The organism is Nostoc sp., from assembly GCF_036917815.1.
Taxonomy (GTDB): Bacteria; Cyanobacteriota; Cyanobacteriia; order Cyanobacteriales; family Nostocaceae; genus Nostoc.
In genome coordinates this window covers 1-21327 of sequence record NZ_JBALEK010000013.1, presented here as the reverse complement: position 1 = coordinate 21327, position 21327 = coordinate 1, and the positions used below count along the sequence as shown (strand labels likewise).

Here is a 21327-nt window from a genome sequence, read left to right as displayed (position 1 = left end):
TACCGAAGCGATGCCTACGACGGTAAACTACGTAGCAGTTGAAAGTTCAAACCTTGATACTCAACCATTGCTAAGACCTGATAATCAACCCTTACTTCAGGAGAGTAAAGTACAACAATCGAAATCTATTGATATTACATCTACCGAAGCGATGCCTACGACGGTAAACTACGTAGCAGTTGAAAGTTCAAACCTTGATACTCAACCATTGCTAAGACCTGATAATCAACCCTTACCTCAACGGCAGCAAATTGGCGGGAAAATCTCTACATTTTTGGAGCAATTGCCTAAATACTTAGGTAGCTTTTCCACTGAATACCAACTGCCAATTATTTGTTTTGCTACAATTATTACAGCGACTGTTGCAGTTAAGCTAATTCTAGCTGTATTAAATGTAATAAATGAAATACCGCAGTTAAATCTAGTGTTTGAGTTGACTGGAATTGGTTACTTAATCTGGTTTTTTTTCCGATATCTATTCAAAGCTTCCACTCGACAAGAATTAGCTGCACAAATTAGTTTTATCCAAAAAGAAATTGTCCAGGGACAAGATTCATAAGCTGTTATGCCTCCATATTTGCTTTCTTTCATAGTAAAAGGCATCACCGTGCCAAAAAAGGTTTCTTGTACGCTAAGAAAATTTCAAGTGCCTGAAACGACGATTTTTCGTTCAAACTAGATCAAAATTAGCAGCATAACCATAGTTCTTTCACCAATCTGATGCGAGAAAGCACTTATTGAAAAGCTTACCCCATCTTAGATTAGGGAACTCCAAGAAATAAATTGTCCAATATTATGGGGTGGGCAACATGAGCGCCCAGTCAATAGGGCGGGCGAAACGCCATTGGTGTCAACTTAACGTGAAAGCCAGCCTAGAACAAGCCTCTTAGAGATGATCTCGTTCCCAGTCAGAGACTGGAAACGAGGTTTTAAAGGGGTTTTATCTTAACTTGACACCAATGGTGAGACGCCCACCCCACAAGAGTTAATTGGATTGTATGACCCTTAAACTAAGGGACTGACAAATAAAAAAATACTCAACTATTTCTTGTGGGGTGGGTGTCTCACCCGCCCACAGCCAAAGGCGCTCATGTTGCCCACCCCACAAGATTGGATAATTTATTTGTTGTCAGTCCCTAAGCGAGACTCTGACGAGTCCCGCTCGTCTTCAAAACCGGACGTGACACTTTCACTTCATCCGGCTCCTCAATGACTTGGCTCTGCCTAATCGCTAAACTCTCACCCATTTCAACATCTTGGGATCTTTATCATAGCGATAGGTAAAGCTGTCCTTAGTAGTAATAGACTCGCCTTTACTTGCCTTACTTCTAATAGTACTAATGGAATAGTATGTTAATGCATTCATTTCTTTATGAGAAAATCCTTCGACTGTGTTTATTTCTGCTTGCTTTAGGGATTTATCTTGAGATGAATCATCTGTTTTTATTTGAGCATTTGTTGGGGGTTTAGTAATACTTGCCTTTTGAGTCCGATAATCCTGCACAGTCATAAGCTGCCAACTGGAATCTTGTGAAAGTTCTAAAACCCATTGATGATAATCAAACAGGCTTTCCCGATGCCCAACACTGATAAATGTTGTTTTCGTTGATTGTAACTGTTGATATAAACTTCCTTCATTTTTCAAATCCAAAGCACTCGTTGCTTCATCTAAAATAGTAAAACTAGGACGAGTAACTAACAGTCGTGCGAAAGCAAGGCGTTGTTGTTCTCCTATTGATAATATATTCTCCCAAGGAACTTCTGTATCAAAGCCATCGACTCGACTAAGTAAGTTTTGCAGGTTGACTTGTTGCAATACTGCTTTGAGTTCTACGTCGGCGATCTGACGACTAGTATTAGGATAAAGTAACTGTTCGCGTAAAGTTCCCAAGATTATATAAGGACGTTGGGGTAAAAACAAGACTTCTTCTAAGGGAGGTCGCACTAGACGACCAGTCCCTGCATTCCACAAACCAGCGATCGCTCTCAATAGAGAACTTTTGCCTCGACCACTAGGACCAACAATTAATAATCCTTCTCCAGCTTGAACAGACAAAGATAAATCTTCGACGATTACCTGTTCATAGTTGGGCGTTTGTAAGGTAACATTCTCAAAAGCCAGATGGTTTTCTTCTATTGTTTTAATAGTACTGACATTTTCTGGTTGTTTAGTTACTTCATCTAAAGCATCTGAAAACTCAGATAAACGCTCAACATAACTAGAAAATCGTCCAGAAGTCCCAAATTCATTGATTAATTCTGCCAAAGCATTAGCAAATAGGTTACAGGCTAGAGCTGCTTGGCTAATTTCTCCAAAATCCATTTCCCCTTTAATGTCTAAAGGACCGAATACTATAAATGGAAAGATTTGGATTACAGCCTGATATCCTCTATTAAAAATATCTTTATTTCTCTCCCAATTTATCTTGCGCTTGGCATTTTTTATCAAATGAGTAAATCGGCGGACAATGATATTTGATTCTTGTTTTTCTCCCCGGAAGAAAGCTATTGATTCAGCATGAGTGCGAACATGAGTCAGACAATAGCTGTAGTCAGCTTTCGATTCGAGTTCTTCTTGATTAATCTTATTTAATTCTTGAGTCAAGTAAACGGCAATCAAATTGCCTATGACCGTATAAGCAACTAAAATTAGCGCAACTTGCTGAGAGATTGACCAAAGGATTATTAAAAAAGCTGTCATTTCCAGGACTTTTTCCAGGAAAGTAGCTGAAAAGCTCAAAGCATTGCTGGCAATGGGTTCTATTTCTTGAGATAGATGTTGATCTGGATTATCAATATCTGATTTAAAGTTTATTTTGTAATAGGCTCGACTGCTCAAATATTTTGATAGAATGCGATTATTTAGCCATTGGTACCAATCGAGAGCGATTTGTTTTCTAAGGAATTTAGAAAACCCTACCAAGAGCGTTACCAATACCAGAGCCATACCATAAAGTAATAAAGCATCAAAAAACTTAGAAAGATCCTTTTCTTTAATAATGATATCGAGTAAATAGCGATTGATGAAACTATTAAAAACAGTCGCACCTACAAGCGCAATTATTAATAATATCAGGAGAATGAGCATTCCCCAGGCACGAATCACATCTGAAAATGCTCTTTCTCCTGGCTCTGTTGGATACCAGTAAGGCTGGACAACCGCTTTTACATCTTCCCAAAATTGAGTAAAACCGGAAAAAGCATTTGTTAAAGGTTGAGCTGGAACAACTTGGGTTGGCATATTCTGGAGATTAACTGAATATCTGTTGTAAACAAAAATAGTACTTTTGTGCCAAATAATTAGTCCTAGCTATTGAGTAATATTTTTTACTCGATAGTTAGAACTTAGAACCATCTTTGCACTTAGATGTTTGCTTGTGCTTGCTGGATGCCAGCTTTCAACCGTTCGGCTAAAACCTGAACAATACAAAATAAGATTTAGTTTGACAATCTTTAAAAGAAGCTTGTTTGTTTAAAAACAATATACTGAACTTCAACTTATGAATCATCTCAGCTTTATCAACAAAATGCAATAGGAGTAAAACAGTTAAGTGGACAGTTAAGACAGTTAAGACAGTTAAAATAGTAATAGAATGGAATTCGCGGCTACACAAAAAAGTCCGCACTTCGACAGGCTCAGTGACCACCTACGCGGACTAATAAAAATTAAGGTTTTTGAACCCAGGGAGGTGGGTTTTGTCTGTGTAGCCGCGATTTATAATCGTCAGGTGTTTGCAAAGGTGAGATGCTGACTTATTAAGACTTGATATCAGTATCTATAAAGACTTTTCAGACATCCTCTTAAATTAGTACCAGTCACCTATAACTAATCAAAGTTTTGTAAAAACATCGTCTTCAGTATAGTTCTCGGGCAGCTCGCATTTACCGTCTGTTTGATATACGACGCTTCTGTATAGATTTGGTACACTAAGAAAAGTCAATGTAGCATACATCAGTGTCTGACAACCAGTTGAAAGATTGGTACGACTTGTAACAACGTCAGCAGTGCGATTATCATAGAACACACCAGTGACTTTATGGAATATGGTAGGCGAGTTAGTTACTGTACCCTCAAAAGTACAACTGTTCTGGTTCTGGGTTAAATTCACAATAAGACCACCCGGTCTTTTATAATAACCGCTGACGTTGGGGCAGACTTTCTGAGCGATCGCAGATTATTGCATGGGAACAAAAGAAAGAGTTAGGAGAGACGCGATTAACGCTACTACGAACACCACCCGCCATCTCATATTCAAAAGTTTTTAAGCCGAATTAATAATTGTCTAAATAAAAAGTGATCGCGCCAACTACTTGCTGAACTATATTTGGATAAAATTTGTAAGCAATTTGACGGAATTTGCCTGAAGTAACAAGCCCACCCCAGCAATGGAGAAAGCAAATATCATTTTTCTGATCGAGCATAGATGCAGCTTTAATTTGGCACATTTGATGTATATGAGAAAGCATCTCAACAGATTTATTGTTCACCCTAGATGCAGCGTCGATTGGGGAAATGTTATATATCTGAGGAAGCCTCGTCACAGAAAATTGTGTACGATTAATGGCTCTAACTAGGGCTAGCTGATCCTGCTTTTTAAACTTTAGCCACTCCTGATGCCATAGCTCAAACAAAAACTGAGTTTGTATACTGTCCCTCCAAAGAATTACCCCACTATTAAACTGAGTTGTGCCTTCTGGAAGATATTGTAAGGTGTAACTTTTCTCTTCTGGGGAAATATGTTCGCACAAGGACAAGGTTGGAAGTCTGTCAACCACCATAGCCATATCTTCTTGAGAGAGGTAGTCCCAAAGCTCAGAAATAGGTTTTAGGGGAAGAATATCTGCGTCTAGAAAAAGTGTTTCTTTGTATAGACTAAAGGTTGATAGACGTGTCTTAATGTCCCTAGAGAAGAATGAGCTATCATCATTTATCTCACTTGCCTCAATAAAACTAGGAGTAATTTCGTAGTCACCAAGAGGCAGAAGTTTCAATAACAGATGATCGCTGATGAGAGTAATGGGTATCTTTGGCTCCAGTTGACGTAGGCTCATCGCACTGATTAAAGCTGCTTCCAGATATATAATATTTCCCATTGCACAATAAACCACCCCTCGATTTCTCATAGAAAAAACTTTAAATTATGAACAATGCTTAAATTATAAATTTTTACAGCTTCTTTAACGTGCTGGACATCATCACCACCATCAGCCGATCCACTGAATGCAAAAAAGAAAGCAGTCAAGAAAAAGAGTGGTTTGAAGGTAGGGGGACAACCAGGACACAAAGGGGCTGTCCGGTTCTTGTACGAGGAATCTGACTGTGCAGATGTGATAAATCTGAAGCCAGAGTTCTGTAGTGACTGTGGATCTCCTTAGCTACAAATATTGTAGCGATCGCTCTTTCGGGAAAAAATTTTGGTTTACTGAACAAGGTTTCTGGTTGATTTATGCAAGAGGTCTACTCCATCTCAGCCAATTCTAACCAGCGTTCAGTCGCCACATCGATGGCGTGCTTAAGATTTTCCACATGATCGTACAATTTCTGCACTTGGCTATAATTCCCCGGTGAGACATTCGCTAGCGTTTTCTCAGTTTCCGCTTTCTCAGCCTCTAACTGAGCAATTTTACCCTCCAACTGCTGAAATTCTTTTTTTTCCCAATTGGATAACCTACGCCGCTTTGTATTCTCTACATCCTTGGGTGAAGCCACACCATTTTGGGCTTCGGCATTTTTGGGCTTTTCCTTACTGTTAGCAGCTTGTTGCTGTGCTTCTTCAGCCTTCTTATAGTCCAGATAAATCGAGTAATTCCCTGGATATTGCCTCAGATTACCGCCTTCCTCAAAGGAAAATACTGTGTCGATGGTGCGATCGAGAAAGTAGCGATCGTGAGAAACTACAATTACACACCCTACGAAATCTTCTAAATAATCCTCTAGTACTGCCAATGTCTGCACATCTAAATCATTTGTCGGTTCATCTAGAATCAACACATTGGGCGCACTCATCAAAACCCGCAACAGAAATAAACGCCGTTTTTCACCACCCGAAAGTTTACTAATTGGAGCATACTGTTGATTACCAGGAAACAAAAACCGCTCCAACATCTGGGAAGCAGTAATTTGAGTACCATCGGTAATTTTGATAAATTCACCTTCTTCTTTAATGTAGTCAATCACGCGCTGATTTTCGTTTAAAGCTGTGAGCAATTCTTCAGAATGCTGGTCAAAATAACCGATGTGAATTGTCGTACCAATTTCCGCAATACCCGAATCTGGCTGAATCTGACCGGTAATAATCTCCATTAAAGTGGATTTACCAGCACCATTAGCGCCAATGATGCCGATGCGGTCTTCGGGACTAAATTCGTAGGTAAAATTATTAATCAGGGTACGTCCATTGTATGCTTTAGAAACTTGATTTAATTCAATAACTTTTTTACCAATGCGACGACCAACTGTAGAAATATCAACTTTACCCTGAACTTGTTTAAATTCAGTATCCCGCAAAGCATGAGCGCGATCAATTCTAGCTTTTTGCTTAGTACTTCTAGCTTTCGGCCCTTTTTTGAGCCATTCCAACTCGCGCCGCAACAAGCCTTGATGTTTACGTTGACTACTTACGGCAGATTCTTCAGCTAAAGCTTTCTTTTCGAGGTAATATGAGTAGTTACCTGTATAGGTGTAAATGTCGCCTCGGTCAATTTCCACGATCCGATTGGTAACGCGATCTAGAAAATAGCGATCGTGGGTGATCAGAAAAAGTGCGCCGCGATAGCGATTTAAATAACTTTGTAGCCATTCTACAGAAAGAGCATCAAGATGGTTTGTCGGCTCATCCATGAGCAAAACATCGGGTTCTGATAGCAAGGCTGATGCTAAAGCAATGCGCTTGCGATAGCCTCCAGATAAAGTGCCTATCTTGGCATCAAAGTCAGAAATTCCTAATTTTGTGAGGATGATTTTGGCATTAGTTTCTAGTTCCCAAGCATCACTCGTATCCATCTGTTGCATCACCACAGAAAGACGAGACATCAGTTGACTATCATCTGGATAGTGAACCAATTTATCTGAGAGTTCCTCATACTCTCGCACCAAAGCAATATGTTCGCCACTGTCGGCGAAAACTTGCTCTAAAACTGTGTGATTTTCATCTAAATCTGGCTGCTGGGGTAAGTAGATAATTTTAGAACCGGAGTTGATTAAAATTTGTCCGCTATCAATAGATTCTAGACCAGCTATCATCTTTAACAGAGTTGATTTACCAGAACCATTAGTACCAATCAAACCAACTTTATCAGTAGCATCAAGGCTAAAGCTAGCATCTTTTAAAATTTCCTTGATGCCAAAGTCTTTTGTTACTGATTGCAGTGTAATAATACTCATAGGATTTAATTCATTAATTATTTTTCATTAGTGAGTAGGCAAGGCACATACCTTACCTACATTAGCTGAACTCTATACAAATAAATCCAAGGGTAAATGTCCATACATCTCGTTGATTCCCTCTTCGTCGTCAGACTGGCAAGATACTAATACTCCACGATGATGTCCAGAGTAGGAATCAAGATAGCACAAGCCGTTTTTACCATTTAATTTGATATAAACTGGGCCTTCAGGTGTAAGTAAATTGTCTGGTGGTTCATAACCCAAAGCCAGAGAATAAGTTTTCATTGCCAATATTCCTTCTTCTGCTGTATCAGCACAAATTCCTAAAATTTGGTAATCAGCAAGCTTGGTGAGCAAAATTAAGGCATCACGAATTACTACTTTTTCTGATGGATTCAGGATAGGGGCGATGTCTAGACAGTTGAATTTTTTCAGTAATTTTTTCGCTTCTTCGGCGGTGAGATTGTGATGATTGGAGGTTGACATAAACTTCGATGATTTTCTTGTTGGTTTTTCTGTTGTGTTTGAGTTGGGACTAGCCCAACTTACTAAGTATTGTTTACTCTAATTAAGGTTGATTTTCGACGTTTCCAAGGTTGAATATGAAGGGGACACCGCTTTTTGAGTCACCACCCATAACGAGAACTTTGGGCATTTGAGCGCCGCCAGACTTCCAAGCTTCAATTGCTTCTTTTTGCAGAACTAACTGTCCTCCTTGGGCTTTGAGTGTTTCTGCTAAGAGTCTTTGAGCTTCTGCTCTACCTTTGGCGCGATTAATATCTGCTTGTGCTTCTTGTTCAGCTTCACGTGCTACATAAACGGCTCTTTGCGCCCGTTGTTCAGCAATTTGTTTTTCTTCCACTGCTTTGGCAAATTCTGGTGAGAACGCTAAATCAACTACGCTAGTATCTAACACAATTATCCCATATTTGTCTAAGCGATCGCCTAATGCTTGATCAAAGTCTTCTTTCAACTCACTTCTTTTGGTAATTGCTTCTTCTACTGTTCTTCTGGCTGCGGCAATTTTAAATGCTTCTTGTGTTTGGGGTGCAATGATTTTCGATACAATATTCTCTAATGTTCCTTGTTTCCTTCTGACTTCAACTACCTTGATCGGATCGAGGCGAAAGTTAATCGCAAATCTCGCAGATAAATTTTGCAAATCCTTAGTAGAACTCTCGGCTGGCACTTCAAATTTTTGCACTGTCAAATCATACACATCTATCACAGTGATAAAAGGCGGTTTGACGTGAATACCTTCCAATAAAGCGCCATCTTTTGCTTTACCCAAGATGCTGATCACTCCTGCTTGTCCAGGATTAATAATGATAAAGGAATTTAGCCCAAGAATCACTAGTATTGCTAACACAATTCCCAAAACTGTGGTTTGCCAATTACCCAATTGCTGATTTTTCAAATTCCTTTCTCCAATATAAGTTAGTCATTAGTCATTTGTTATTAGTCATTGGGTATGGTTCTTCCCTTTCTGCCAGTCCCCAGTCCCCAGTCCTCAATCCCCAGTCCCCAAGTTACTAGTTTAAGTGTCTCATTAGTCTGTCTGAATCAATCTTCAGATTCAGGACTTGGGACTGAAAACTTTGTTTCGTGCTAATATCAGTGACACAAAACCGCAAAAAGCCGTGGCTACTGTATTAAAATCTCATCGGGCATCAAGAAGGCATAAACATTCAACGCATCCTCTTGGGCGTTTGCTTGAGTATGGACACCAGTATCGTAAACAAATTTGGCTGGCGACTACTTATTCTATCCTCAATAAATTTTTCGACTTGGCACCACCCGGTTTAATTGGCGTAGCGGTGGATGTGGTAGTCAAGCAACAGGATTCCATAATTGCCCAGTTGGGGGTACGCGATGTCTTTCAACAATTTTTGATTATTTCCTTCCTCACTGTGATCATTTGGATACTAGAATCTGTTTTTGAGTACGCCTACGCTCGACTTTGGCGGAATTTGGCTCAGAATATTCAGCATGACTTGCGTTTGGATGCATACAAACATTTGCAAGAGTTGGAATTGGCTTATTTTGAAGAACGCAGCACTGGCGGTTTAATGTCTATCCTCAGTGATGATATTAACCAATTAGAGCGGTTTTTGGATGGGGGAGCGAATGATATTATCCAAGTCTCTGCAACTGTTGTAATTATTGGCGCTGCTTTCTTTATTTTGGCTCGTAGTGTAGCGTGGATGGCTTTGTCGCCCATGCCGTTTATCCTCTGGGGTTCTTTTGCCTATCAAAAACTGCTGGCACCCCGTTACGCCGATGTGCGAGAAAAGGTAGGTTTCCTCAATTCGCGTTTGTCAAATAATATTACCGGAATTACTACTATTAAAAGTTTCACTGCTGAAACTTATGAAGCCTCTCGTTTGGAATTAGATAGTGATGCTTATCGCCGCAGTAACTCTAAGGCAATTACTCTTTCTGCTGCTTTTGTCCCGTTAATTCGGATGCTGATTTTGGTGGGTTTCACGGCATTACTTTTATATGGCGGGATGGCTGCGGTTTCGGGAAAAATGTCTGTAGGTACTTACAGCGTATTAGTGTTTTTAATTCAGCGCTTGCTGTGGCCTTTAACTAGATTAGGCGAAACTTTTGACCAATTTCAAAGGGCAATGGCTTCTACTAATCGAGTGATGAATTTGTTGGATACTCCTATCGCTATTCATACAGGTGATGTGGCGTTACCTGTGGATGAGGTACGTGGTGAAGTCCAATTTAAAAATGTTTATTTTGCCTATAAAGATAGATTTCCAGTTATTAAAAATCTGTCTTTGGATATTCCGGCGGGGAAAACCATCGCAATTGTCGGTTCTACTGGTTCTGGTAAAAGCACTTTAGTCAAGCTTTTGTTGCGGTTATACGAGGTGCAAACAGGAAGCATTACTCTCGATGGCATTGATTTACAAAGTTTGAATTTGCAAGATTTACGTCGTTGCATTGGCTTGGTGAGTCAGGATGTGTTTCTATTTCATGGTACTGTAGCGGAGAATATTGCCTATGGCAGCTTTGAGACTACAGAGCCAGAAATCATCACGGCGGCGAAGGTGGCGGAGGCGCACGAATTTATTATTAATTTGCCCGAAGGTTATGAGACAATTGTGGGGGAAAGAGGACAAAAGTTATCTGGTGGACAAAGACAACGGATTGCGATCGCCCGTGCAGTCTTAAAGAATCCCCCCATTCTGATTTTAGATGAGGCGACCTCAGCAGTGGATAATGAGACAGAAGCAGCAATCCAGCGATCGCTAGAACGGATTACAGTAGATAGAACTACAATTGCGATCGCTCATCGTCTTTCCACCATCCGCAATGCCGATTGCATTTATGTCATGGAACATGGGAAATTAGTAGAGTCGGGAACCCATGAGCAATTGCTGGAGAAAGATGGGATTTATTCTAGTCTCTGGCGTGTACAGAGTGGTTTGAAATAATCCTTTCAAAGTGACTCATAAAATCTCTTTTTTCTCAGCTGACTCTGTGCCTCTGCGGTTTTAAAGTAATTTATTTAACCACAGAGGCGCAGAGAACACAGAGATAAGAGGTTATGGAGGAATTCATAAAAGGTCTAGTCTTAGTATTTTAATTACGAATTACGAATTATTTATGTTTTTTGGTAATAGTCAAGCAGAATCAGGTGATAACAAGTGGCGTCGCCAGTTGGATAAGTTTGTCAAAGCAAATCAGCAAGAGTTGGCGGCGCTGTTTTGGGGATTGTGGTTAGCAAATGGTGACAGTCAGGGTACTGTTGGTATTGATTTGCAACCAACGCCGCATTTTGTTTATTGTCCGAAAGAGCAGATAGAGAATTTAAATATTAGAGTTGAAAATCGGCTTCAGGAAATTTTGGGAATTGTGGAGAATCACAAGCCGGATGTGGAGGTTGTGATGATTGGGATTGGGAAGGGGGAAATTAAGTTAATTCAGTTTGCACCGGAACCAGCACCACCGATTTGTTTTGAGCAAGCTGGAAAGGATGTGGATGGGTTGTTGGATGTGTTGGAGGAGAGGATGAGGGGGGAGATTGTTTTTTAACGCAGAGGAACGCGGAGGGAAGCGCAGAGGAACGCGGAGGAAGATAAGAACTCTGCGCTTGTTATTTAGTTCATTGCTTTGTGGAAATCGGGAGCATCCCAAATGTGCAAGTTTATTTTTATCCGGGATTTTGGCTTAGGCCAATAATAGACATCTCCGAAAAAGAATTGTTTTGACGTAGCAGTGCTACGTCTGTACAAGGGTTCTGGGTGACGCATATTTAATTTCTGGAGATGTCTAATGAAATAACGAACCGCCAAGGACGCCAAGGACGCCAAGGACGCCAAGGAAAGAGGTTGGTACAGGGTTTTTCTGCTAGTCTTGTGCCTTTTGGCAAAATTGGGATGCTCCCCACCTTAAGGTATTTAAATCTAATCTCTTCCAGGGCTATTACTTCCCTTTACTCCTATCCAGTTTCTCTTGAATAGCTTCTCTACAAAATTCAGGTGGGTCGTCTTGTGCCTTTACCTCTTCCTTCATTGATTCAGTAGCCCTGAAGCTGATAGTAGTCGTCAACGGTTCCTCTCTATTGGATTTAATTGGTTCTAGACTCTCAGGATTACCTTTGGGATTGGGCATTGTTTAGAAATGTAAATAATTACTGAAACATTAGTGTACAAGTGTTTAATGTTTTATTGGTGGTGATACCAGTCTGCCAAAACAAGTTCACCACCGATACCACTTTTACAAATGGGTAACTCTATTTTATGTTCACACGGTCAGAACTCGAAATCAAAACCATTGCTGAGTTGAGAGATTTGTGTAGACGGTATGGCATCAAGCCAACTGGCAATGCTGGTTACAAGGTCAGTTACGTTACCTCGTTAATGGCATTCCCCTCGATTGCCCTTCACCAGCTACAGGAAGGTAAGGGATTAAGGAAGCTCACTTTTGAAGCCTTTCAAAATATCGGCGTAGCACTTGACCAAATGAATTCACCCACTGATGAGCAAGCAGCACTAATTAAGCTGACGATGGAAGGTAAACGGTTCAGTTCCCCTGACAGATGGGAGCAAGAGAAGCTTATCAACCTGTACAAGGCAAAGCAGAAACTAGAAGAGGTTGTATCCTTGCTCGGTGACTAATGGCTAACTACTAGAGACTTTCATTTATTAGGAGTAAAACATGACTTGTCAACTACCAATACAACAGACCACTGCCCTTGTTCCCGTGCCTCGCTTCCAGATAGGGGAATGGGTACAGACTGATAACATTTTTGAACAAGGTGAGGGATTATTTAAGGGCGTGATAGTCGAACAGAATTACAGAATTAATTACGACCAAATGAACTGGCAATACACCATAGCTATTACTGAAGCATGGGTACACGGTGAGAAAACCATAGAATGTAGCGGTGATTGTGCCTTTGATATGGATGAGAATACCCTAACACCAGCCGTCAATTTTTCTTAGTTAACTTCGATAATTTGTCAACCTTGAATTCGAGATGAAACGCTAGTACATCCACAAAAAACCCTTTAGGAGACTGACTTTCTAAAGGGTTTTTTGTTATTAATTCCGGCTTACTATCCCTCTAGCGAGTACTGCCCACCAAGCAGGTATTTTGTCGAACTTTCGTCAGGTAATTGAAATGCTTCTATTTCAATACCAGCGATTTGAATTAATGCACGTTTAGCTTTAGTTGTCATGATTGCCTCCCTGAACCTGGTTTTCTAGTACCGCTATTTGGAATACCTCTAGGCATAAAATCGCATCTTATGTGTGTACTTGGCATTAACAGCGCTATGGAAGTGATAATCTCTAAATCCCTTGCTGCTAATTCCTTGTATTATTTATGTCATATCAATAAAATAACGCCGATTATTTTTATCATAAAAATAAGAAAATAAGCCGTAACGTATACTGTGACTAGGAAAATCTATATTTGCAAATATCTTAGTGATATCGGCTGTACCCCTTAAAATAAAGTGTCATTTAAAGTGACACTTTAAATGTCATTTTAAATGACAGAAAAAGTGACACTTTAAAATACAGGGTATCCCTCATAAAAAATACCCCAGGAAAGCAACATTGCAATTTTGGGGTATTAGTGTGTCAGGTAACTCCTATTGAGGAATATAGTTGTCTACTGCGAGTGGATGCAGGATGCAAGTGGTGTTTTTGTCTGTAAGTAATGCCAGGAACCGGACTTGAACCGGTGACACGAGGATTTTCAGTCCTCTGCTCTACCAACTGAGCTATCCCGGCTGGGGCTTTTGTGAGCCACGATTATTCAATGTAGCAAACATCAAAGAATATAGCAAGCCTTTAGAGAAAAATATTTATGCAGCTTTCAAACTCAACTTAAACCAGATGAAAACAGCTACAAATATTAGAAACTGGACAAGAACAATACTTGGGCCAGAAGCAAGATTAAAAATACCTGACACCATGATGCCAGCAATGCTGCTGATGGAACCAACTATCACCGATATGACCAGAAAGCGGCTAAAGTGGTGACTCATCAGTTTGGCGGTAGAGGCGGGAATAACCAAAAAGGCGTTCACCAATAAAACGCCAACAGCTTTAATCGCTACAGCAACGGCGAGTGAAAGCAAGACCACAAAAGCGTAGCGGTACAGTTGGACGGGAATACCTTGAACTTGCGCTACATCAGGGTTAAGGGTCAACAAAATTTGCTGCCGTAAGGTTGATAGTAAAAATATACTACCTCCCACAAGTACTAGCAGCGTCAAAATCAAATCTGTGGTATCGATCGCTAGAATATCCCCGAACAGCACAGCCATCAAGTTGCCACGATATCCTTTAATTAGGCTTGTGAGAATTACACCGATCGCTAATGCCCCGGATAGCACTATGCTAAGTACGCTATCGCTACCTAAGTCGGTTTTGTCGATAAAGTAGAGGACAATAACACCAAAAACTAAGGTAAAAGGTAACAGCATCCAAGTAGGATTTATTTGTAGCAGCACGCCTAAGGCTACACCGACTAATGCTGCATGACCAACGGCGTGGCTGAAAAAGGATAACTGGCGCAAGGTGACAAAACTACCCAACATCCCGCCAAGTATTCCCATCAACACAGCACCGACGATCGCACGCTGCATAAAAGGGAATTGTAATAAGCTTACCAAGTCATTACTATTGGCGATCGCTAACCAAGCTATTTGACAATCATCGAAGAAATTCATACTTATGAGCATTAATGTTGGTGCTGGTAGCGACTGAAACCTGGCCCGTAGGTTGCTAACAGGTTTTGCGGTGAAAGGGCAATTTCCGGCTTCCCAGTACAAACAATACTTTGGTTCAGGCAAAGCACGCGATCGCAATGGCGATTTACCATATCAATATCATGAGAAACCTGCAATACTGTCCAACCTTCCTCTCGCTTTAATTCATTTAGCAAAGCATAAAAATCTGCTGTACCTTGTACATCCACACCAGCAAAAGCTTCATCTAGTACCAACAGTTTCCGAGGCATTACCAAACAATAAGCCAATAAAACCCGTTTGAGTTGACCACCGCTCAGAGTACCAATAGCTTGATGCTTTAAATGATCAGCATCAGTTCGTCGTAAAGCTTCTTTTACTGCTGCCAATTTCTCCCGATCTTGTCTCCACAAGCTGGAGAAAAATGAATTTCTTTTCCCTTCTTTAGTCCATCCCAACCCCACCAATTCGCTAACAGAAATGGGAAAGCTACGGTCAAAAATGAAGTTTTGCGGCATATAGCCCAACAAATTACGTAAGTGCCCCAACCTGGCAATTGGGCGACCCAATATTTCAATCGTACCAGCACTTCGAGGTATCAAATCTAAAATCGCTTTTACCAGAGTACTTTTACCAGCACCATTGGGGCCAACGATCGCCGTATCTGTTCCTGGCAACAATTCAAAGGAAACATCTTTAACAGCTAGATAGCTGCCTTGATAGATAGTTAATCCTTGTACTTTCAAAATATTATTAGTCATTAGTTATTAGTCATTAGTCATTGGTCATTGGTCGAATGGCACTAAGATACAGCCCTTGCCCTAAGTGGTTAACTGGTTCCCAGCCTCCAGGCTGGGAACGAGGTTACACAATACTTTGGGGCTTTTCTTAGTGCCATTCGGTCATTGGTCGTTTGCAAAGGACAAATTACAAACCTACTTACAGGCCGTTTCCAGAATTTTTAAGTTAGCTTTCATCGCCTTAAAATAATGCTGTGGATCTGTTTCGCCAGTTTCCAGAGAATCCAGAGGACGCAAAGTTAACTTCAAGTCTTTGGAGAGGCTGACCAGTAGTTTATTATCTACTCCCGGCTCGCTAAATAAAGCTTTAACTTTATACTTTTTTACTGCATTAATTGCATTTTTTACATCCGTTGGTGAAAGTTGATCTTCGGGAATTTCTACCACAGCAACTTGCTTGAGGTTATAGCGTTTAGCTAAATATGGAAATGCATCATGAAATGTAATAAAGGTGCAACTGGGATTTTTTTGTAAAGTCTGCTGGAATTCGCTGTTTAAACTTTCTAATTCTTGAATATAAGCCATAGCATTAGCCTCATAAGTAACTTTATTCGCAGGATCGGCAGCAATTAATCCATCCCGAATATTTGTTACCTGCTGTTTTGCCAAAACTGGATCTAACCAAACGTGAGGATTACCTTGGGTATTTTCGTGGTCTTTTCCCTGTTGCGCTATTTTATCAACAGGTGAAATTTCATTTAAGGGTTTAATACCTTTACTTGCATCAATTTCAGTTAATTTGGGATTTTGGGCATTTTTGACAGTACCTTCCAGAAATTCTTCCAAACCTAAACCATTTTTTACTAACACATTAGCAGTAGCGATCGCCTTGACATTTTCTGGTGTCGCTTGGTATTCATGTACCTCCGTACCAGGCGGCACTAAAATTTCTACATCTGCCACATTGCCAACCACTGCCTTAGTAAACAAATACATCGGCAAAAATGTCGTCACTACTTTAGTTTTTCCCGACTGCGCCGGCGCGGTAGAGCCAACTTCCCGCACTTGCGGCGATTGTTGGGAAGTTTTTCCCTGATTCCGATTCGATTGGCTACAACCTCCAGCCATTGACAACATTAGCAGAGCAATGATCGGCAAGATGCCGCTTCTTTGTCTACCTGTTCTAAGTCTTTTACAATTCACAATCACTGTGTTTTCTCCTCAAAAACGATGCTTGCTGTACCTGTGTCACAGTTCCCATTGAGAATGAGACCTATTCTAAACTTTATACTATAATAATTCTCATTCTCATTCTCAACAAATAATATCATTCTAGATTTCCTGTGTAATAATTAACAACGAAACTTTTTAGACCGTACAGCCCTTTGCAATTTAGTTTTCCTTGAATAATCAGCCTTTATTGACTTTTCTGTGAAAACGTTTGCTAAATTCTGATAAAATTCATGAGAAATATTCTCATAAATACACGTTTTTTTTAACGTGTTTGGGTGTTAATTAGAGATCAGTGTGAGGAGAAAAGTGAAAAAATTCTGTAAATATCTGCTAGTTAGTCCAGCAATCTGCGGTGTAGTGCTATTTGTGAATACTGCTGCATTTGCAGGTGAAACATCCAACACATCTGAAATCAATCAACCGCAAGTTTTAGCTAGTCCAAACATGAAAGCGCCAGATCAGGCAATGGCGCAAGTTACCTCAGTGTCTCAGTTATCTGATGTGCAAACTACAGACTGGGCATTCCAAGCCTTGCAATCGCTGGTAGAGCGCTATGGTTGTATTGCAGGATACCCAAATAGCACTTATCGTGGCGATCGCGCCTTAACACGATATGAGTTTGCTGCTGGTTTGAATTCTTGTCTCGATCGGGTTAACGAACTAATAGCCACCGGCACAGCTGATTTGGTGACAAAAGAAGATTTAGCCAAATTACAAAAGCTGCAAGAAAACTTTTCAGCAGAACTAGCGACACTTAGAGGTCGTGTGGATGCAGTAGAAACACGCTCTGCTGAATTGGAAGCACATCAGTTTTCAACCACAACTAAACTGAATGGGGAAGTGGTAGTTGCGATCGCCAGTGTCGTAAGTGGAAATACAGTTAATGGTAATAAAGTCAACCAAAATACCGTCCTTGCAGACCGGGTGCGCCTGAACCTCGACACCAGTTTTACTGGTCAAGATTTACTCAGAACACGACTTCAGGCAACAAACCTAGACGCCTTCTCTAAGACTGCTACCTTTACACCAGAAGGTGACTTCCGATTTGCTGGTGGTAACAACAATAATCAAGTTGTGATAGACGCACTGTTGTATCAGTTCCCTCTCGGGAAGAAAACAGCCGTCACCCTGGAAGCAAATGCAGGTGCAATTGATGATTTCACCAACACAGTCAACCCGTATCTAGATGGCGATGGTGGTACTGGCGCCCTTTCCCAATTTGGGACTCGCAACCCAATTTATTATTTAGCCAATGGTACTGGCATCGGCATCAAACACGAGTTCAGTGATAAGCTCGAATTAAGCTTGGGATATTTAGCCAATGATGCTGCTAACCCTCAGCAAGGCTCTGGACTGTTCAATGGTGCTTATGGTGCGATCGCGCAGTTAACAGTTAAGCCTACCAACCAAATTACCCTTGGTTTGACCTACCTTAATGCCTACAACAATACTTTTTTTGCCAATGGTAGTGGTGGTAGTAATAACGCCAATAACATATTGCAGAATGCTTCTAGTAACTCCTACGGTATAGAAGCATCCTTCCAACCTAGCTCAAAATTCGTGATTGGCGGTTGGGCTGGTTTGACCGAAGCTCGCATCCTTTCAGTTACTCCTGGCGATGCCGAAATCTGGAACTATGCTGTCACACTGGCTTTCCCGGATCTTGGTAAAAAAGGTAACGTTGCAGGTATTGTTGTAGGTATGGAACCTAAAGTTACCGGTGTGAGCAGTTCTCTCAGCAATGCAGGTATCAACAAAGATCCAGATACTTCATATCACATTGAAGGTTTCTATCAATATAAGCTCAGTGACAATATCAGCATTACCCCAGGAGTGATCTGGTTGACAGCGCCAGATCATGACAATCAAAACGGTGATATCGTGATTGGTACAGTGAGAACTACATTCACTTTCTAATTTTCACAATCTTGCCGAAAGACGCAAATTTATACTTTGCGTCTTTTATCTTGTGTGCGATCTCAAAAATAAAACTCAGCATATGATATCTCAAAACAATATAGCGATTATCACGTAGATGCAATCGGTTGTAGCGGCAGGAAAATAAAAATCTCTAGTAGATTTAACGCATAGGAAACAGGGTAATTGCGGAAATTAAACCAAATCTATTTTGAGAACCATAGTTTTTAAAAGTAGTGGGAGCATCTTGCTCCCTACTGGTAGTAGCGCGCAAGATGCCCGCACTACTCCAGGTTTCAAAACGGACAAGGTTTAGTTAAAAAATCTTCCCTTTTTAGCATTGTCAGTTAGAACCTTGAAGTAACTAACGATAGATACTGAAAGTCTTTGTAGTGAGTTATGGGATAACCAATCTATAAATCAATACAGTTCAGAATGAGCAACAAAACACTTGTAGAAACGGCGATTTATCGCGTCTCGAAAACCCAAAATTGTTGCCAGTAGCCCTTAACCCAAGCGTATTGATCTATAAATAAGCAGTTTAAATACAAAAAGACCAGCCTCCCACAGCTGGTCCAGAAAATATTTTTTTGCGTTGTCTTCTCAAGAGAGTTAAAACCCAATTGCGCGTTCCCAAAATGCAACGGGCAACTTTTCTTAACAATCAATATTGTAACAGCCAACACAGATTTTTCCTGAATATTCATTAAAAAAAGATATTTACAAAGCTTAAAAGCCTCTATCTATCAGGAGAATTTAGCAGATGGCAGGGTATAGATGGTGGAGGAGAGGGAGAAAATTTTACCTTATCTCCCTTGTCCTTGGGTCAGTCTCAACCGATCAATTTCAACTTGACAGGCTACTGATGCTGGGAGCGATTTCTGCATCTGCTGATGTTTCGCCCACGCGAAGGATTTTAGCCCCCAATTGCTGCAATTTCACATCGAGTCGATCGTAGCCGCGATCGAGGTGCTGTAGTCCCTGAATTGTGGTTTGTCCTTCTGCCGCCAGTCCTGCTATGACTAACGCTGCCGATGCTCGTAAGTCTGTGCCTAATACTGGTGCCCCAGACAATTTTGCTACTCCCCGAACGAAAGCAGCGTTACCTTTGACACGAATATCTGCCCCCAAGCGATTTAACTCTGAGGCATGACGCAAGCGATTTTCAAAGACGGATTCGTTAATCACACTGTCGCCTTCTGCCAATGTCAGCAAAGCCATGAACGGCGCTTGCATATCTGTAGGAAAACCTGGATGGTATTGGGTTTCAATATCCGTTGCCTTGAGGGTTTCTGCTGGCAGAATGTGTAATTGTTCAGGCTTTTCCTCAATTATTGTTACTCCAATATCCCGCAGCTTGGCAATCACTGGTACAAGATGTTCTGGAGCCACCGGCGAGAGGATAAGTTCTGAGCGGGTAATTGCTGCTGCCAACAAAAACGTCCCGGCCTCAATGCGATCGGGAATAATGCTGTAGTCAACGGAATGTAATTTGGCGACTCCTTCAACAATAATTCTGCTAGTTCCCGCCCCCTTAATCTTGGCTCCCATCGCGTTACAGAAGTTAGCTAAATCAACTACTTCCGGTTCTCTGGCAGCATTTTCGATGATCGTTTCACCCTCTGCCAGGGTAGCCGCCATCATCAAGTTTTCCGTAGCTCCAACACTGGCGATGTCTAGGTAAATTTTCGCACCTTTTAATCTCCGGCTGCTGCCAGGAACATAAGCATTACAAATGCCATGCTCAATTTGCACCTCAGCTCCCATTGCTTGCAGTCCCCGAACATGCAAGTCAACTGGTCTTGCCCCAATTGCACAACCGCCTGGTAAGGGCATCTGTGCTACTCCTAGTCTTGCCAGAATTGCTCCAATGGCGAAAAAACTCGCCCTTAACTGGGTAACTAGTTCGTAGGGAGCTTTTGATGTTTTAATCTCGCTGGCGTTGATGTCTAAAATGTCGCCTTGTCGTGTTAATTCTACACCCAAAGCTAATAACACCTGACCCATCCGCTCTACATCCGCTAATAAGGGGACATTGCGAATACGACAATCGCCCGGACACAGCAAGGCTCCAGCCATGATTACCAATGCTGCATTTTTTGCCCCGCTAATTTTCACATGACCTCGCAAAGGATGCCCACCCCAAATTTGCAAGACTGAGGAGTCTGCTTCTGGAGCAATTTTGGCATCTGGTAAGCTGGTAGAAGGATTAATAAGCCTACCTCCAAAAGTAATACGTATTTTATATGCTTGAAGTTGGTTTTGATTCTACAGTAAAGATTCAAAATGTCCACGTTTTAGGGTAACATCTTGGACAATAAAATTGTTTTTTAGGTAAAAAAGGCGGGCTGAAAACAAACAATAGTAAGCTTTTTGGGCTTTTGAGAATTTTATCAAAAAAGAATGAATAAGTAGTAAGTTGAAGCAAAATTAAATACTCAGTAAAATAACTTAAGTGTTATCTAAAAATCAATGCTTTACTGTTGAGCTAATATTTTGATTTGACCGATCGCCGGAATCACTCGTTTTCAGTGTGAGATTTTTAACGGGGCGCGACGATGGCACTTGACAAAGGTAAAAAATTACGCAATAATAAGAAATTGTCGATAAACAAAAGTACAAGCGGAACTGGCGGAATGGCAGACGCGCTAGATTCAGGTTCTAGTGCCGCAAGGCTTCCGGGTTCAAGTCCCGGGTTCCGCATATTATCTAAGTTAGGAGTTAGAAGTGAAGAGTTATAAAGGGTAGGTTGAAAACCCCTGAGAAACAGCAACGCAGTTGCGTATTTCGTACTTCAGGCAGGGGATGAAAACCACGATGCAGGCTAAAG

17 protein-coding genes and 2 tRNA genes are annotated in these 21327 nt (G+C 41.0%); 7 read left to right on the top strand and 12 right to left on the bottom strand.

What is annotated here, in order from left to right:
* The coding region (locus V7K97_RS03990) for a CAAD domain-containing protein (RefSeq protein WP_334799397.1) at positions 1-559 on the top strand (559 nt) is incomplete at its 5' end.
* 672 nt (positions 560-1231) lie between these two features.
* On the opposite strand, the gene V7K97_RS03985 is transcribed toward V7K97_RS03990, so the two are convergent.
* From V7K97_RS03985 to V7K97_RS03965, 5 genes are all read right to left on the bottom strand, one after another.
* A complete protein-coding gene (locus tag V7K97_RS03985; RefSeq protein WP_334799396.1) occupies positions 1232-3241 on the bottom strand; it encodes an ABC transporter ATP-binding protein/permease in 2010 nt (669 codons plus the stop codon).
* A 1031-nt stretch (positions 3242-4272) separates the two neighbouring features.
* Positions 4273-5094, bottom strand: a complete 822-nt coding sequence (locus V7K97_RS03980; RefSeq protein ID WP_334799395.1) for a glycosyltransferase — start codon at positions 5092-5094, stop codon at positions 4273-4275.
* 364 nt (positions 5095-5458) lie between these two features.
* Positions 5459-7384 carry an ABC-F family ATP-binding cassette domain-containing protein gene (locus V7K97_RS03975; RefSeq protein ID WP_334799394.1) on the bottom strand — a complete coding sequence of 642 codons (1926 nt, stop codon included), beginning with the start codon at positions 7382-7384 and terminating at the stop codon, positions 5459-5461.
* A 72-nt stretch (positions 7385-7456) separates the two neighbouring features.
* Complete coding sequence (locus V7K97_RS03970; protein ID WP_334799393.1) at positions 7457-7873, bottom strand: DUF1824 family protein; 417 nt, start codon at positions 7871-7873, stop codon at positions 7457-7459.
* Positions 7874-7955: 82 nt separating this feature from the next.
* Positions 7956-8804: a prohibitin family protein gene (locus tag V7K97_RS03965; RefSeq protein ID WP_334799392.1), complete on the bottom strand. Its 849-nt coding sequence runs from the start codon at positions 8802-8804 to the stop codon at positions 7956-7958.
* Between the two features lie 223 nt (positions 8805-9027).
* Here V7K97_RS03965 and V7K97_RS03960 point away from each other — a divergent pair, with 223 nt between their 5' ends.
* Together V7K97_RS03960 and ccmS are read left to right on the top strand one after the other, a co-directional pair.
* A complete protein-coding gene (locus V7K97_RS03960) occupies positions 9028-10836 on the top strand; it encodes an ABC transporter ATP-binding protein (protein WP_334799401.1) in 1809 nt (602 codons plus the stop codon).
* Positions 10837-11008: 172 nt separating this feature from the next.
* Positions 11009-11437 (top strand): beta-carboxysome assembly chaperone CcmS, encoded by a 429-nt coding sequence (gene ccmS, locus V7K97_RS03955; protein ID WP_334799391.1) that lies wholly within the window; start codon positions 11009-11011, stop codon positions 11435-11437.
* 390 nt (positions 11438-11827) lie between these two features.
* On the opposite strand, the gene V7K97_RS03950 is transcribed toward ccmS, so the two are convergent.
* Positions 11828-12016 (bottom strand): hypothetical protein, encoded by a 189-nt coding sequence (locus V7K97_RS03950; protein ID WP_334799390.1) that lies wholly within the window; start codon positions 12014-12016, stop codon positions 11828-11830.
* 128 nt (positions 12017-12144) lie between these two features.
* On the opposite strand from V7K97_RS03950, the gene V7K97_RS03945 reads away from it, so the two are divergent.
* Both V7K97_RS03945 and V7K97_RS03940 read left to right on the top strand, forming a co-directional pair.
* Positions 12145-12522: a hypothetical protein gene (locus V7K97_RS03945; RefSeq protein ID WP_334799389.1), complete on the top strand. Its 378-nt coding sequence runs from the start codon at positions 12145-12147 to the stop codon at positions 12520-12522.
* Between the two features lie 40 nt (positions 12523-12562).
* Complete coding sequence (locus V7K97_RS03940) at positions 12563-12850, top strand: hypothetical protein (RefSeq protein ID WP_334799388.1); 288 nt, start codon at positions 12563-12565, stop codon at positions 12848-12850.
* Positions 12851-12963: 113 nt separating this feature from the next.
* Here V7K97_RS03940 and V7K97_RS03935 read toward each other — a convergent pair whose 3' ends face one another.
* The 5 genes from V7K97_RS03935 to V7K97_RS03915 all read right to left on the bottom strand — a co-directional run bounded on the left by V7K97_RS03935 (position 12964) and on the right by V7K97_RS03915 (position 16484).
* Positions 12964-13086: a hypothetical protein gene (locus V7K97_RS03935; RefSeq protein ID WP_334799387.1), complete on the bottom strand. Its 123-nt coding sequence runs from the start codon at positions 13084-13086 to the stop codon at positions 12964-12966.
* Positions 13087-13572: 486 nt separating this feature from the next.
* Positions 13573-13645, bottom strand: a tRNA-Phe gene (locus tag V7K97_RS03930).
* 74 nt (positions 13646-13719) lie between these two features.
* Positions 13720-14589 carry a metal ABC transporter permease gene (locus tag V7K97_RS03925; RefSeq protein WP_334799400.1) on the bottom strand — a complete coding sequence of 290 codons (870 nt, stop codon included), beginning with the start codon at positions 14587-14589 and terminating at the stop codon, positions 13720-13722.
* Positions 14590-14600: 11 nt separating this feature from the next.
* Positions 14601-15368 carry a metal ABC transporter ATP-binding protein gene (locus tag V7K97_RS03920; RefSeq protein ID WP_334799386.1) on the bottom strand — a complete coding sequence of 256 codons (768 nt, stop codon included), beginning with the start codon at positions 15366-15368 and terminating at the stop codon, positions 14601-14603.
* Between the two features lie 174 nt (positions 15369-15542).
* Positions 15543-16484 (bottom strand): metal ABC transporter substrate-binding protein, encoded by a 942-nt coding sequence (locus V7K97_RS03915; protein ID WP_334799399.1) that lies wholly within the window; start codon positions 16482-16484, stop codon positions 15543-15545.
* A 402-nt stretch (positions 16485-16886) separates the two neighbouring features.
* Here V7K97_RS03915 and V7K97_RS03910 point away from each other — a divergent pair, with 402 nt between their 5' ends.
* On the top strand, positions 16887-18497 hold the full coding sequence (locus V7K97_RS03910; RefSeq protein ID WP_334799385.1) for an iron uptake porin: 1611 nt from the start codon (positions 16887-16889) through the stop codon (positions 18495-18497).
* Between the two features lie 846 nt (positions 18498-19343).
* Here the strand turns inward: V7K97_RS03910 and murA are convergent.
* The gene (gene murA / locus V7K97_RS03905) at positions 19344-20711 is read right to left on the bottom strand and encodes a UDP-N-acetylglucosamine 1-carboxyvinyltransferase (RefSeq protein WP_334799398.1); all 1368 of its coding nucleotides are present in this window, start codon (positions 20709-20711) and stop codon (positions 19344-19346) included.
* A 408-nt stretch (positions 20712-21119) separates the two neighbouring features.
* On the opposite strand from murA, the gene V7K97_RS03900 reads away from it, so the two are divergent.
* Positions 21120-21200 (top strand) — tRNA-Leu (locus V7K97_RS03900).
* Positions 21201-21327 lie beyond the last annotated feature (127 nt).

What these genes read in the sequence shown, in the direction of transcription:
- V7K97_RS03985 (WP_334799396.1), bottom strand. Translation starts at nt 3,241, where the DNA reads ATGCCAACCCAAGTTGTTCCAGCTCAACCTTTAACAAATGCTTTTTCC.
- V7K97_RS03980 (WP_334799395.1), bottom strand. Translation starts at nt 5,094, where the DNA reads ATGGGAAATATTATATATCTGGAAGCAGCTTTAATCAGTGCGATGAGC.
- V7K97_RS03975 (WP_334799394.1), bottom strand. Translation starts at nt 7,384, where the DNA reads ATGAGTATTATTACACTGCAATCAGTAACAAAAGACTTTGGCATCAAG.
- V7K97_RS03970 (WP_334799393.1), bottom strand. Translation starts at nt 7,873, where the DNA reads ATGTCAACCTCCAATCATCACAATCTCACCGCCGAAGAAGCGAAAAAA.
- ccmS (WP_334799391.1), top strand. Translation starts at nt 11,009, where the DNA reads ATGTTTTTTGGTAATAGTCAAGCAGAATCAGGTGATAACAAGTGGCGT.
- V7K97_RS03950 (WP_334799390.1), bottom strand. Translation starts at nt 12,016, where the DNA reads ATGCCCAATCCCAAAGGTAATCCTGAGAGTCTAGAACCAATTAAATCC.
- V7K97_RS03945 (WP_334799389.1), top strand. Translation starts at nt 12,145, where the DNA reads ATGTTCACACGGTCAGAACTCGAAATCAAAACCATTGCTGAGTTGAGA.
- V7K97_RS03940 (WP_334799388.1), top strand. Translation starts at nt 12,563, where the DNA reads ATGACTTGTCAACTACCAATACAACAGACCACTGCCCTTGTTCCCGTG.
- V7K97_RS03935 (WP_334799387.1), bottom strand. Translation starts at nt 13,086, where the DNA reads ATGACAACTAAAGCTAAACGTGCATTAATTCAAATCGCTGGTATTGAA.
- V7K97_RS03925 (WP_334799400.1), bottom strand. Translation starts at nt 14,589, where the DNA reads ATGAATTTCTTCGATGATTGTCAAATAGCTTGGTTAGCGATCGCCAAT.
- V7K97_RS03920 (WP_334799386.1), bottom strand. Translation starts at nt 15,368, where the DNA reads ATGACTAATAATATTTTGAAAGTACAAGGATTAACTATCTATCAAGGC.
- V7K97_RS03915 (WP_334799399.1), bottom strand. Translation starts at nt 16,484, where the DNA reads ATGTTGTCAATGGCTGGAGGTTGTAGCCAATCGAATCGGAATCAGGGA.